Genomic DNA, 11,881 nt, shown 5'->3' on the forward strand with positions numbered 1-11,881 from the left:
CCGCTGATATACATTCAGCGGCTTTTCTTATTCTTTCAATGATTGTTAATTCGTTTCCTTTTAAACATTTTCAAAGCGAAAGGAAGCAATCCGAACCAGTAAAAGGAAGATTTTTTGGAGGGCTTGGATTCTTTTCGTTGCTGCTTCTCATCCTTAGACATGTGCATATACTTGACAACTTCTTCTGTCAAAAACTTTACATAATCATTCTGATTCATGAAAACCCCTCTTTTTCCATTGTTGCCTTTAGTATGCTCCGAACCTTGCTATTTTAGACGTGAGACTATTTCTTCGGTGATTTGTTCAGGGGTTTTCCGGTCCACTTCTACGACGATGTCTGCCGCTTCTTCATACAAACGTAGTCGCTCGTCAAATCGTTTTCTCTTTTCTGAGTCATCGCCTTCCCACAAAGGACGATTCTTATCTCCTCTCAGCCTTTCGACAATCGTTTCCCATTCCGCTTTTAAGTAAACGACGGTTCCCTTTTGCATAAGCGCTCGATTTTCTTCCCTTAGGATGACCCCTCCTCCTGTAGATACAACAACATCTTCCTTTACGTTTTTCAAAAAGGATGATTCTTGATCCCTGAAGTATTTTTCTCCTTTTTCGGCAAAAATGTCCGGGATCTTCATTCCTTCCGTATCTTCTATCGCCTGATCCATTTCTATGTAAGAGGAATTCGTTTTTTCACTCACCATTTTTGCTACGGTAGACTTGCCACTGCCCATGAACCCTATTAAAAAAACCACTATAATTTTCCTCCTTTTTAAAATTGTTGCAGGAATTAAGAGCTTTTTGTCGAATGGTATAAAAGGTCAAATCCTATGAAAGAGGTGGTAAATGATTGAAATCGATCGCTCAATATGCCCATGACCTTATTGTTTCTGCTATCCAGCAAACTGCTACGGACATCCATTTTTCCCCCTATGAAGATACAGCCACCATCCATTTCCGCATTCACGGCAACCGGATCTTCCACTCGACGACCCCACTTCCCATGTACAAAAAGCTTCTTTCCTATTTTAAGTTCACTTCTGGAATGGATATAGGAGAACATAAACGTCCTCAAAACGGTACGATCCAACACCGCTCCAACCAAAGCATCTTCGACCTGCGCCTATCTACGCTGCCGATAACGGGCACCGAAAGTTTAGCCATCCGAATTCTAAGGCCGATGGATCATACCCCACTCGAACAGCTCTTCCTTTTCCCTTACCAATTAGAAAAAATCCAACGTTGGTTGAATCATCGAAGTGGCATGATCCTATTCACCGGACCGACGGGAAGTGGAAAAACGACCACCTTATACGCCTTGCTGCAATCCCTTACCTCAACAAGTTCATTTCAAGCAATAACTTTAGAAGATCCGATTGAAAAGAATTTGAACAACATCATACAAGTACAAGTTAATGAGCGTGCAGGCGTGACGTACGATACCGGATTAAAAGCAGCCTTAAGACATGATCCTGATCTCCTAATGGTAGGAGAGATTCGTGATAAATCAACCGCACAATTCGCCTTTCGCGCTGCATTAAGCGGACATCTCGTCATCAGTACCATTCATGCCCGTGATGCACATGGAACCATTCATCGACTAAAAGAAATGGATATCAACCAGAGCGATATCGACCAAACCGTCATCGCCATCGCTTCTCAACAACTGGTTTCTCTTGAAGGAGCCAAGCACTTACCAAAAAGAGCAGCGATTCTAGAATTATTGCAAGGAACCCAATTAAGGAAAGCGATTGATGGGCAGACCCTAAACCAGAATTTTCAATCATTCACACACTTGAGGAGGAAAGCCTATGCACTTGGCTTCGTTGCAAAAGATGAAGTGGACGCGTTTTCGTGACCCGCCTATACCAGTCAGTCAGCAGATTTTGTTTTTCAAACGGTGCAGTCACATTTTAGACAAAGGCTATCCGCTTCTCGATGCTTTGCAAATGACTGGATGGGATACAAAATTAAGAGCAACGTGTGACATCTTGACCCAGCACCTTAGCGCTGGACAGCCCATCCATGAAGCTTTTAGGAAAGCCCGCTTTTCCGCATCCGTTACAAACTTCCTCTACTTCAGTCAGGTTCACCATAACTTGTCCAGAAGTTTTCATCAGTGCAAAGACATGTTGCAATTGAAGAAGGATTACAAGGAGAAATTCGTAAAGGTGATCCGCTACCCTGTTTTCTTATTTGTTTTCCTCATCATTGCTTGCACCATCTTACAAAAGACGGTCATCCCAAACTTTTTAAATCTATTCGAAGGGGAAAAAGACGGAACTTTCCACCTCATGGTCATCCTCATGCACTGCATGAATGGAGCAGGCCTCCTCTTACTTCTGTCTGCCCTCCTCCTTGTAACCACTATGTTTATCTTACCGCGGATGTCATTGAAAAAAAAGCTGTCGCTATATGAAAGAGTCTCTCTTTTCAAGCTGTACCAATCCTACTCCGTATCCTTCCTGTTTACGACCCACCTCCATTCCTTACTACAGGCAGGACTCCCATTAAAAGATGCCATCGGAATGATCAAAGACCATAAGAAATATGAACTACTCTCTCATTACTGTCATGAACTCCTTGGCGAGCTGTCCAACGGCAAAACTTTTGCTCAAGCGATATACAGCTGCCCTTTGTTCAGAACAGAACTCACCAATATTTTTCATCATACCAACGATATCGATGCATTGAAGGATGAGCTAGAACTTCTTGCCGAATATTTCATGGAGTACCTCAACCAAAAAATCACCACCTGGCTCCATATCATTCAACCTGCCTTCTTCGTCATCATTGCCATCGTGATCATCCTGATCTACGCCTCCATCATGCTGCCTCTATACCAATGGATGAACCAAATTTAAACGAGGAGGAACCCCCATGATAAAAAACGAAAAAGGATTCACGTTAATTGAGATGCTTATTGTATTGCTTGTCATCTCTGTGTTGTTGATCATCACAATCCCCAACATGTCTAAGAACAGTGATTCTGTAAAGGCAAAAGGATGTGAAGCACTTATGAAGACGGTGGAAGCACAAGTACAGGCTTACTTTATTGAAAAACAAGAAGTACCAGATTCCATTCAAACTCTGGTGACTGAAGAATACATCTCACAGCATACATGCCCTGACGGTACAGAATTAGTCATCAACTCAGAAGGAGAAGTCAGTGAAAAAGCAACACCTGCTGGAACATAACGGCTACACTTTTACAGAGATGGTCATCGTTTTACTTTGCTGGTCCATTCTCCTCTCCTGTTTCATACCTCTGCAATTCCGTACTTACCATGAGCTTGAAGCGAATCTTACCCTTCAACAATTAAAAGAAGACCTTCTCCTTACCCAACATCTCTCCATGAACGAACACGTTTACTATACACTGAATTTCGACCAAGAATCAGGAGGTTATACTTTGTATGATACGAAAGGAAGAAACATAGTTTTCACTAGAACATTGCCCCCAAAATGGGTGATGCGATTGACCACCCTCCACCCTACGGTCCGTTTCAATAAAAAGGGGATCATTCAAAGAGCAGGAACGATGTACTGGTATGCACCAAATAAAACATATAAAATCATTTTTCCTTTTGGGTCAAGCCGGTTACGCATTGAAGAAATCTGAAGGCTTTACGCTGGCTGAAACCCTGAGTGCTTTTTCCCTTTTGGTAATTGTCACACTTTTCACACTTCCTATACTTACCGAAATAAAGTGGGCACAGCAAGACCTTCAAACTGAAAGAGAAGCCATCACGTTCCTTCATAACGAGTTCTTTGAACACAAGGTGAGGAAAGATCCACTCCCCTATACAGCAAAACTTCATTTGACTAAAGAAATCGAGGTAAATATTCAACACGACAAAGAATGGATCACTGGCTGCGTAACTTGGAAAAACAAAAGAAAAGAAAACAAGGAGTTCTGTTTGCATGAAAAAAGGGAATAGTTTATGTGAGAGGGCTTTCACTTTATCGGAAGTATTACTAAGCCTAATGGTGTCCATGATCTTGTTATCGATTTCTGTACCTTTATTTTCTTTACTGAAAGCAGAGGACTATTATTCTGAATTATCGATTGGTCAACTAAGCGCGGTCATCCAATGGGAGATCAATCAGTGCCGTTCTTATAACATTTCTGACCACTCCATATCATTGATCGATAAGCAAAACCGTCATATTGTTATGGAGCAATATGAAAAGATTTTCAGGCGGACCGTCGACGGATCTGGACACGAAACCCTTGTTCAGAATGTAGAAGCCATTTCTTTTAAACATGAGACTCCTTCACTTCTTATGGAGGTAGAGGTTGATGACCAAACATACTCGAGAAAAATCCACCTTCCATAATACCCATGGAACAGTCTTTCCATGGGTGCTCATTTTTTGCTTTTTACTTCTCATTGTTACTCTAACTACCATCAATCAATATAAAAATCACCTACTCCTTGCCAAAAGTCACCAAGCTTCAGTTGTACAGCAGCATATTCTGGATACTTCACGAATGAAGTTGGATAAAGAATTAGAAACTGTCACTGTAGAACAAATGCAGTACTCTCACGCCTTTCATACACCAGACGGCGAAAGCACCGTAGAATGTACGCAAGAGGAGAGCCAATGGGTATGTCTATGGCGGATTTCCAACGCAGTTAATGGTAATGAGTCTCAGGTCAGAACTTTCCACAAAAAAAGAAATCGCTCCTCATAGAGGAACGATGTTTTATGAAATGTTCTTTTTATATTCCATCCGATTATCTGTAATCCCGCGTAATCCATCCAAATCATAGCCGATAACCAATTTATTCCCATTCGTCAAGATTGGACGTCGTAGAAGTTTAGGCTTTTCGATGACTAGATCAAGAAATTCATTTAGAGTTAGGTCCTCTACGTCAACATCCAGCGTTTTAAATTCTTTACTTCTTTTCGCTAAGATTTCATCGATTCCATGTGTTGTTAGGGATAGAATTCTTCTTAGTTCATCAGCGGTAGGAGTCTCACGAAACAAATGCTGTTCGTTAAAATCCACCCCTTGACTTTTTAACCAGGACTTCGTGCGGCGGCAGGATGTACAACTCGGGTATGTGTAGAATTTTAACTTTTCCATGTTTAACGCTCCTCGCTTTTTTGTATAACCTTATCGTATATTGATTGTATAACCTTTGTACAATATTTTAAACTCCTTTTTTTAAGAGACAAAGAATGTTCACAATTCGTATGGTTAAGGAATAAGGACATGTGGGAATACAAATACTGAGAAATGAAAGATGAATACGTTTTATTTACAATTGTATCCGGGTCGTTTATAATATGAATGATAGTTTTACGATAGAAAAGGAGGGGGAAAAAGCATGGATCGAATGTTTCGAGTACTAGCCTTTTGGACAGGTATCTTCGCTGTCATGTTCTATACAGGCGATATGATGGAAGCTTCCTTATTATCTCTAGTTCAAACGGCTTTTTTCCTTACTATTGGTTACCTTAAGCTGTCAGAACGTATGTATGTGTACATATTTTTCTCATACTTGACAGTCTTCATGATCGGATTCACGTATTATTGTTCCTTTATTTTAGTACCAGGATTTGGTGGCCACTAAAAAAAAGAACCTGTCATCCTTAAAGGGGTGACAGGTTCTTTTTCTATTATCTTATGATGCATAAGGCTTAGGTTAGTTCAGGAAAGGATTTTCTTCCCTCTCTTCCCCTATGGTCGTTGGCTGGCCGTGACCTGGGAAGATGCGCATGTCATTACGTAGAGGGAAAAGTTGTTCTTTAATGCTTCTTTCAAGCTCTTCACGGCTACCACCAGGTAGATCTGTACGCCCGATGCCACGTTGGAACAATGTATCTCCAGCAATAGTCAATCGCTGATTTCTAAACACAAACGACACGCTTCCCGGTGAGTGCCCTGGGGTATGACGAACTTCAAAAGGAAATTCACCGATTTGCATTTGTCCGATCTCAAAATAGTGATCAGCTGGTTTGGCTTTAATTTCTCCTAACCCGAATAAGGCAGAGCCATTTTTTTGGGGATCCCCGAGCCATTCCGCTTCTTTTTCATGTATGTAGACAGGTGCATCGTAAGCATTCCTTACTGCATCGACGGCCCCTATATGATCAAAGTGTGCATGTGTTAAGAGGACTGCAATGACATCAAGTTTTCTCTCTTGTAAGTAGTTCTGTAACTTTTCAAAATCCCCACCTGGATCAATAACAAGCGCTTTATGATTTTCATGGATGATATAAGCATTTGTCGCTATAGGACCTAGTGGTAATCTAGTTATTTTCTTCATTATTCACACCTCATTTATTCATTCCATTTATAAAATTTCAGGGTTATCACACCCTGCACAAAAAAGATGTAGATAACTCGACAATTTTTTGTTTATACTATAAAATAGATAAGTATCAATAGTAACTACATACAGTATAACATCTATCCTTTTGGGATGATAATAATGAAAAGAGACTTAGGGGGTGCTGAATTTGGTAACAGCTATTCTTCTTTTACTCGTAACAATCTTGTGTGTTTGGGCAATTTTCCGTGAACTTAAAACGAAAAACTTCTTTGCTGTGCTTTTTGCAGGTGCATCAGCGTTGATCTTCGGATGGTTCTCCGTCATGACCATCTGGTACAACTTATTCGGTTAAACAAAAACAAGCAGAACCTCAGCGGTCTGCTTGTTTTTTATATATGAAATCCTATCAGGAACGGGAACTTCTTATTTCCTCATCTGTCTGCAACAACTGTTTGTTTTCATTAAAGAAATACTTGTACATAGATAAGGTGATGAACATAGCACTTAATGAAACCGATGAAAAAATACTGAGAGAGATGACTAATTGATACTTGATGGCCATGACAGGCGAAACACCACCGAGAATCAAACCTGTCATCATCCCCGGTAGCTGGACAAGCCCGATGGTTTTTAGTCGGTCTACATTAGGTATTAAAGAAGCATGCAATGTTTTTTGAACAATTAGGTGAGAAGCCTGCTTGGGTTCCGCTCCTAAGGATAAAGAGGCTAGCAGGCGACCATTGTTTTCTTTAAACTCATTCTTCATTCGTTCAAGAGCCAATCCCATAGCGGTCATACTGTTTCCAATGACCATCCCACTCATTGGGATAACCTCAGAAGGTTTGAACTGGATCATATCAAAGATGAGCCACAGACTTAATACTCCTACCTCAATGGCAACGAGACCTCCAAAAAGAATGAACCCTACATAAGGCAGTTCCTTCCCTTTTTGCCTGGCATGGAAGGTGGCAATGATAATCATCACCGTCAGCATAAAAGGGATCCCGTATCGGGCCGGCAGATCAAAAAGAAACGTTAATATGTACCCGATCGCAAATAATTGAATCGTTCCTCTAAACGTGGACCACAGAACATTTTTGCTCACACCAAGCTGATAAAAATAAGACAATGCTAAAGGAACGATAACGAATATAATTAAAAAGAAAAGCGACTGATTCGATATTTCTGGTTCCAAACCTTCTTCCTCCCTACTCTTCTAAAAACTTAGCCAGTTCTTCTGATTCCGGTTGATCAAGCATGTCTGGTATTTTTCCATCTTCTATGATCTGGCCATCACTAATAAACAATCCCCGGTTCCCAAGCCTCCGTGCTTGGTTGAGGTTATGGGTCACCATCAGCATGGAGAGCTTATGTTCTTCCATCAAGCATTCCAGAACTTCTTCAATTTCTTCAGCTGTGCGATAATCCAAGGCACTCGTTGGTTCATCAAGCAGTAAAACTTCAGGTGAATTGGCTAATGTCCTCGCCAGTGATACCCGTTGCTTTTCACCACCAGAAAGTTGATCCACATCCCGCTCCAAATATTCGGAAGGAAGTTGAACATAGTCCAATAATTTTTTACCTTGCTCTTCTTTCCATTCCCCGAACAAGGACGGTCCATATTTGATATTATCCAACACAGTGCCAGGAAACAAATTCGGTGCTTGCAAAACGAGACCTACTTGCTTTCTCAAATCCGTGATGGAGTGTTCTTCGATCGGTTTCCCATTGAAATAGATATCCCCCTGCTCTGGATCGTTCAAACGATTCAACAGGAACAATAATGTACTCTTCCCCGCACCTGAAGGCCCGAAGAGAATGACTTTATCCTGCTTTTCCATTGTAAAGTTAATATCCTGAAGCACACCTTGGTACACATGTTCGAAACGAAACATACCCTTCCCTCTCTCTATAAACAATGTTTGTCCATATCATTACCCTTGTATGTATGAATTTATGTGATAGCGAATGAAAAACTATTGGGTTATTTTATACGACCTCCTTTTCCCCTCTCCCTTTGTTCCTAGCCTTTCCTTTTAGGGGATGTCCCCCTACCTCCATAATTATCTACTGATTCTCCACTTCTTCATAAAGCTTATCAGGTTTTGATTTAGATTTCTAAAAACTACGTTTCAAGTGACACATGGGCCCCTCAAATAATCAAAAAAAAACCGCTAAGACATCATGTCCCAGCGGCTTTCCATTATTTTTCTGATTGATCAAAATCGTAAAACCTGAACAAGTCACCATAAATAATGTTATCCGAGTAATTCATTTCTTTACTCACTTTTTCTTTAATGGGTAGACAAGCTTCTGCGTTTTCTTCAAGAAGGGGTTCACCTGAAGAACGATCATAACAGGTTTCATTGGAGTACAAATAATCCTCTGTAATGAAACTTCCGTCCCTTAAAGCAACGAATTCTTTATTCTTCTTGGCAAACATATTATCACCAAAGGTTAAATCTCCGTTCTCTTCTATACCAAGGAGGTGTAGTAATGTCGGTTTGACATCAATCTGACCGACGACTTTTTCCTTCACCCCACCATTTTCATACCCTGGAATGTGAATCATAAACGGTACACGTTGCAATTGTGTCTGAACATAAGGATCCACTTCTTTTCCAAGAAATTGACCCATCGCTTTATTGTGAAAATCACTGATACCATAATGATCACCCATAAGGACAATAATGGAATCATCATATAAATCAGCATCTTTCAACTGTTGGAAGAACTGCTCCAAAGCTTCATCCGTGTATCGAGCTGTTTGGAAATATGAATTCAATGTTTTTGAATTGGAATCATATTTATCAATATTTGCCTTTTCTTCAGGAAGTTCAAATGGAAAGTGGTGAGTCAAAGTAATGAATTTACTGTAGAACGGCTTTTCCTGTGACTGCAAATATTTGATGGATTGTTCAAAAAATGCTTTGTCTTCAAGTCCCCAACCAAATGAATTTTCAGGGGTTACTTCGTATGATTTCTCATCATAAAACTGGTCATATCCTACGTTGTCATACATGACGTCCCTGTTCCAGAAGCTTGCGTTATTCGCATGAAAGACAGAAGTCTCATATCCTTCTTCATTCAATAATTCAGGCAGAGCATTGTATTCATTTCCTGCGTGTGTGAAATATACGGAACCTCTTCCCAACGGATAAAGAGAATTTTCAACGATGAACTCAGAATCGGATGTTTTTCCTTGTGCTGTTTGATGGTAGAAGTTTTCAAAAGTAATCGTGTCGTTGCTTTGTTTGAGATCGTTAAGGAATGGTGTCGCTTGTGTTCCATTAATTTCCGAGTCAAAAAGGAAGTTTTGGAACGACTCAACACTAACAAAAATCACGTTCTTGTCTTCGGCAATACCATATAACTCTGAATCCTTGTTTGTTTGATCAGGAGAGTTTTCTTTTAAATACGTTTCTATTTCACTAATTTCACTGCCATCCGCAAAGACACGCTGAGCCTTGGTTTTCGTTTGCATCGTTGCATCATAGAGATGGTAGTTGTATATCCCAATATTCTTCACCAAATACTCGCGATCAAAGGCCCGTACAAAAAGCATCGGTCGTTCAATCTCAGCAAGTACAACATTCCCAGCTAGAAGCAAAAAAGTAACGGCTGTAGCTGCAATTTTCCCACGTTTCGGAAGCTTCACTGTAAGATCAAACTTTTGTCTGCTCAAATACCAAACGAGCGCCACATCTGCGAAGATGAAAATGTCTTCAATGTGAAGCAAGGTCAAAAAACTTCCTGTAAGGTCTGCGGCATTATTCCCCTGAAACAGTACAGGGATGGTTATAAAATCTGTAAAATTCCTATAAAAAATTAAATTTAAGAATAAGACCAATGAACCGATTAACGTCGTCCAGCGTAAATATTTCATTTGATTTTTTGGTTTTAGCCATACACTAATAGCGAAAATCAAATACGCACTGGCAATCGGATTGAATAAAAGTATAAATTCTTGCATTGGATTTTCAATCGATAAGTCGAACATGAATCTGTATACGACATAAGTTTTCAGACCAAACAACAATGTCGCAATGATAAATAATGGCATGTTCTTCATTCTCCATTGCATCATGGTTCCTCCTCTAGCACGGTACTGGTTCATTATTTACAATTATTAACCAGTTTCCATATCTTCTTTAACAATTTCCACTTATAATCCTTATTAAACTCACTCATCATATATGACGTAAATGGCCCCATAAAGGTTTCATAAAATTTACATTTTCCATCATTTTCAAAATGATAGGATGGAGCTTTTCTTATCATAAGACAAAAACATGATAAAAAGAAGTCCTAGCGATTAAAATTTTTTTACAAATTTTATACAATCAGAACATAAAAAAGTTGGAGCCTTTAGGCTCCAACTTTTTTATTTATTCTTTTTAACTAAGAAAGCTCCACCTATGACACCTGCATCATTCCCTAATTCTGCTATGCCAAAACTTGATGCCATAGCTGTTCTTGGTAAAGCATACTTCCGGTAAGCTTTTTCAAGAGGCTCCAACAGCCACTCTCCTGCTTTGGAAACTCCCCCACCAATAACAATTTTTTCTGGGTTCATAGCAATAGCCATGTTTGCAATCGCCAATCCAAGGACATCTGTAATTTCATGAATCACAGCACTTGCTGCTTCATCGCCATTCATAGAAGCTTCAAAAACATCCTTCGATGTTAGCGTCTCTTCCTGTAAATATGAATTTAGTTTGGATTCAGGATGTTTTTCTGCTGCTTCTTTTGCTTTTCTAACAATACCTGTAGCTGAAGAAACGGTCTCCAGGCATCCGGTCTTCCCACAGTTACAAGGAGCCCCTCCCTCTTTTACTGCGGTGACGTGACCTAGTTCTGCTGCTGTACCATTGGCTCCATTGAGAATCTGGCCGTTGGCAATAATGCCACCACCTACCCCCGTACCTAGAGTGACTGCAATCAATTCTGTGCAACCTTTTCCGGCACCGAGCCAATTCTCACCTAAAGCAGCCAAATTAGCATCATTATCTACCCATACAGGCATTCCTGTCAATTTTTTAAGCATGTTACCAAAGTCAAAATCCTTCCAACCAATATTTACGGCTTCATGAATATAACCTGTGGTTGTATCAACAAACCCGGGGGCTCCTGCACCGATTCCTACAACCATACTTTTCTCAATACCCTCTTCTTTCAGAGTGTTCAATATGGATGCTGCGATATCGGAAGGAATCGCTTCTCCCTGATTGTCTGTATTGGTTGGAATCTCCCATTTATTTAAAATGGTTCCGTTCTCTTCAATAATAGCCAGTTTCACTGTCGTACCACCGATATCTGCACCGATATAATAATGACTCATCACTTTTCCTCCCCTATTTGACGATCCTTTTGTTTTGCCATTTCACTTCTTAAAAGCAGGATGGCCATCTGATAGTCTTCTGAAGGCATGCATTGGGCTTTGTATAGCTCCCTGACTTCATCTTCCATCATCTCTAAGTCTGCCAAACGATCTCCTATGTAAATGATCGTCCCAAATTTTTTTAAGTATTGTTGAATATCATAAATCGTTTTCATTATTCATCACCACCATTTATTATACCAATACCTTTAAGACTTGA

General features: G+C 40.1%; 17 protein-coding genes. 8 read left to right on the forward strand and 9 right to left on the reverse strand.

Going from position 1 to position 11,881, the window contains the following annotated elements; all coding sequences use genetic code 11:
• Positions 1 to 35 precede the first annotated feature (35 nt).
• Together ACXACN_RS08250 and ACXACN_RS08255 are read right to left on the reverse strand one after the other, a co-directional pair.
• Positions 36 to 218 carry a YqzE family protein gene (locus tag ACXACN_RS08250; RefSeq protein WP_089651741.1) on the reverse strand — a complete coding sequence of 61 codons (183 nt, stop codon included), beginning with the start codon at positions 216 to 218 and terminating at the stop codon, positions 36 to 38.
• Between the two features lie 48 nt (positions 219 to 266).
• A complete protein-coding gene (locus ACXACN_RS08255) occupies positions 267 to 749 on the reverse strand; it encodes a shikimate kinase (RefSeq protein WP_474963714.1) in 483 nt (160 codons plus the stop codon).
• A 95-nt stretch (positions 750 to 844) separates the two neighbouring features.
• On the opposite strand from ACXACN_RS08255, the gene comGA reads away from it, so the two are divergent.
• Genes comGA through ACXACN_RS08285 form a run of 6 tightly spaced genes read left to right on the forward strand, consistent with a single transcriptional unit; the run spans position 845 to position 4,335 of the window.
• Positions 845 to 1,852 (forward strand): competence type IV pilus ATPase ComGA, encoded by a 1,008-nt coding sequence (gene comGA / locus ACXACN_RS08260; RefSeq protein WP_474963715.1) that lies wholly within the window; start codon positions 845 to 847, stop codon positions 1,850 to 1,852.
• The gene (locus ACXACN_RS08265; protein ID WP_474963717.1) at positions 1,806 to 2,858 is read left to right on the forward strand and encodes a type II secretion system F family protein; all 1,053 of its coding nucleotides are present in this window, start codon (positions 1,806 to 1,808) and stop codon (positions 2,856 to 2,858) included. Before comGA ends, ACXACN_RS08265 begins: the two co-directional genes overlap by 47 nt.
• 16 nt (positions 2,859 to 2,874) lie before the next feature.
• A complete protein-coding gene (comGC, locus tag ACXACN_RS08270) occupies positions 2,875 to 3,192 on the forward strand; it encodes a competence type IV pilus major pilin ComGC (protein WP_474963719.1) in 318 nt (105 codons plus the stop codon).
• A complete protein-coding gene (gene comGD, locus ACXACN_RS08275) occupies positions 3,164 to 3,616 on the forward strand; it encodes a competence type IV pilus minor pilin ComGD (protein ID WP_474963721.1) in 453 nt (150 codons plus the stop codon). Before comGC ends, comGD begins: the two co-directional genes overlap by 29 nt.
• Positions 3,603 to 3,935, forward strand: coding sequence for a hypothetical protein (locus tag ACXACN_RS08280; protein ID WP_474963723.1), 333 nt, complete (start codon positions 3,603 to 3,605; stop codon positions 3,933 to 3,935). Before comGD ends, ACXACN_RS08280 begins: the two co-directional genes overlap by 14 nt.
• Positions 3,919 to 4,335: a competence type IV pilus minor pilin ComGF gene (locus tag ACXACN_RS08285; protein ID WP_474963724.1), complete on the forward strand. Its 417-nt coding sequence runs from the start codon at positions 3,919 to 3,921 to the stop codon at positions 4,333 to 4,335. Before ACXACN_RS08280 ends, ACXACN_RS08285 begins: the two co-directional genes overlap by 17 nt.
• Before the next feature lie 370 nt (positions 4,336 to 4,705).
• Here the strand turns inward: ACXACN_RS08285 and ACXACN_RS08290 are convergent, their stop codons facing one another.
• Positions 4,706 to 5,089, reverse strand: coding sequence for a Spx/MgsR family RNA polymerase-binding regulatory protein (locus ACXACN_RS08290; RefSeq protein WP_474963725.1), 384 nt, complete (start codon positions 5,087 to 5,089; stop codon positions 4,706 to 4,708).
• A 244-nt stretch (positions 5,090 to 5,333) separates the two neighbouring features.
• On the opposite strand from ACXACN_RS08290, the gene ACXACN_RS08295 reads away from it, so the two are divergent.
• Positions 5,334 to 5,579 carry a DUF2626 domain-containing protein gene (locus tag ACXACN_RS08295; RefSeq protein ID WP_146812856.1) on the forward strand — a complete coding sequence of 82 codons (246 nt, stop codon included), beginning with the start codon at positions 5,334 to 5,336 and terminating at the stop codon, positions 5,577 to 5,579.
• A gap of 72 nt (positions 5,580 to 5,651) precedes the next feature.
• Here the strand turns inward: ACXACN_RS08295 and ACXACN_RS08300 are convergent, their stop codons facing one another.
• Positions 5,652 to 6,275 (reverse strand): MBL fold metallo-hydrolase, encoded by a 624-nt coding sequence (locus ACXACN_RS08300; protein WP_474963727.1) that lies wholly within the window; start codon positions 6,273 to 6,275, stop codon positions 5,652 to 5,654.
• 184 nt (positions 6,276 to 6,459) lie between these two features.
• Here ACXACN_RS08300 and ACXACN_RS08305 point away from each other — a divergent pair, with 184 nt between their 5' ends.
• Complete coding sequence (locus tag ACXACN_RS08305) at positions 6,460 to 6,633, forward strand: DUF2759 domain-containing protein (protein ID WP_307725367.1); 174 nt, start codon at positions 6,460 to 6,462, stop codon at positions 6,631 to 6,633.
• Positions 6,634 to 6,687: 54 nt separating this feature from the next.
• Here ACXACN_RS08305 and ACXACN_RS08310 read toward each other — a convergent pair whose 3' ends face one another.
• From ACXACN_RS08310 to ACXACN_RS08330, 5 genes are all read right to left on the reverse strand, one after another.
• The gene (locus tag ACXACN_RS08310) at positions 6,688 to 7,476 is read right to left on the reverse strand and encodes an ABC transporter permease (protein WP_474963728.1); all 789 of its coding nucleotides are present in this window, start codon (positions 7,474 to 7,476) and stop codon (positions 6,688 to 6,690) included.
• Between the two features lie 13 nt (positions 7,477 to 7,489).
• Positions 7,490 to 8,176 carry an ABC transporter ATP-binding protein gene (locus tag ACXACN_RS08315; RefSeq protein WP_474963729.1) on the reverse strand — a complete coding sequence of 229 codons (687 nt, stop codon included), beginning with the start codon at positions 8,174 to 8,176 and terminating at the stop codon, positions 7,490 to 7,492.
• A 308-nt stretch (positions 8,177 to 8,484) separates the two neighbouring features.
• Positions 8,485 to 10,365 carry an LTA synthase family protein gene (locus ACXACN_RS08320; RefSeq protein ID WP_474963731.1) on the reverse strand — a complete coding sequence of 627 codons (1,881 nt, stop codon included), beginning with the start codon at positions 10,363 to 10,365 and terminating at the stop codon, positions 8,485 to 8,487.
• A gap of 300 nt (positions 10,366 to 10,665) precedes the next feature.
• A complete protein-coding gene (locus tag ACXACN_RS08325) occupies positions 10,666 to 11,625 on the reverse strand; it encodes an ROK family glucokinase (protein ID WP_474963732.1) in 960 nt (319 codons plus the stop codon).
• The gene (locus ACXACN_RS08330; protein WP_474963734.1) at positions 11,622 to 11,837 is read right to left on the reverse strand and encodes a YqgQ family protein; all 216 of its coding nucleotides are present in this window, start codon (positions 11,835 to 11,837) and stop codon (positions 11,622 to 11,624) included. The genes ACXACN_RS08325 and ACXACN_RS08330 overlap by 4 nt, the downstream gene beginning before the upstream one ends.
• Between the last annotated feature and the right edge of the window lie 44 nt (positions 11,838 to 11,881).

This window comes from Halobacillus sp. AWM4_238 (assembly GCF_056158265.1).

Coding starts and splice junctions, on each gene's coding strand:
- ACXACN_RS08250 (WP_089651741.1), bottom strand. CDS start 218: ATGAATCAGAATGATTATGTAAAGTTTTTGACAGAAGAAGTTGTCAAG.
- ACXACN_RS08265 (WP_474963717.1), top strand. CDS start 1,806: ATGCACTTGGCTTCGTTGCAAAAGATGAAGTGGACGCGTTTTCGTGAC.
- comGC (WP_474963719.1), top strand. CDS start 2,875: ATGATAAAAAACGAAAAAGGATTCACGTTAATTGAGATGCTTATTGTA.
- ACXACN_RS08285 (WP_474963724.1), top strand. CDS start 3,919: ATGAAAAAAGGGAATAGTTTATGTGAGAGGGCTTTCACTTTATCGGAA.
- ACXACN_RS08290 (WP_474963725.1), bottom strand. CDS start 5,089: ATGGAAAAGTTAAAATTCTACACATACCCGAGTTGTACATCCTGCCGC.
- ACXACN_RS08295 (WP_146812856.1), top strand. CDS start 5,334: ATGGATCGAATGTTTCGAGTACTAGCCTTTTGGACAGGTATCTTCGCT.
- ACXACN_RS08300 (WP_474963727.1), bottom strand. CDS start 6,275: ATGAAGAAAATAACTAGATTACCACTAGGTCCTATAGCGACAAATGCT.
- ACXACN_RS08315 (WP_474963729.1), bottom strand. CDS start 8,176: ATGTTTCGTTTCGAACATGTGTACCAAGGTGTGCTTCAGGATATTAAC.
- ACXACN_RS08320 (WP_474963731.1), bottom strand. CDS start 10,365: ATGCAATGGAGAATGAAGAACATGCCATTATTTATCATTGCGACATTG.
- ACXACN_RS08330 (WP_474963734.1), bottom strand. CDS start 11,837: ATGAAAACGATTTATGATATTCAACAATACTTAAAAAAATTTGGGACG.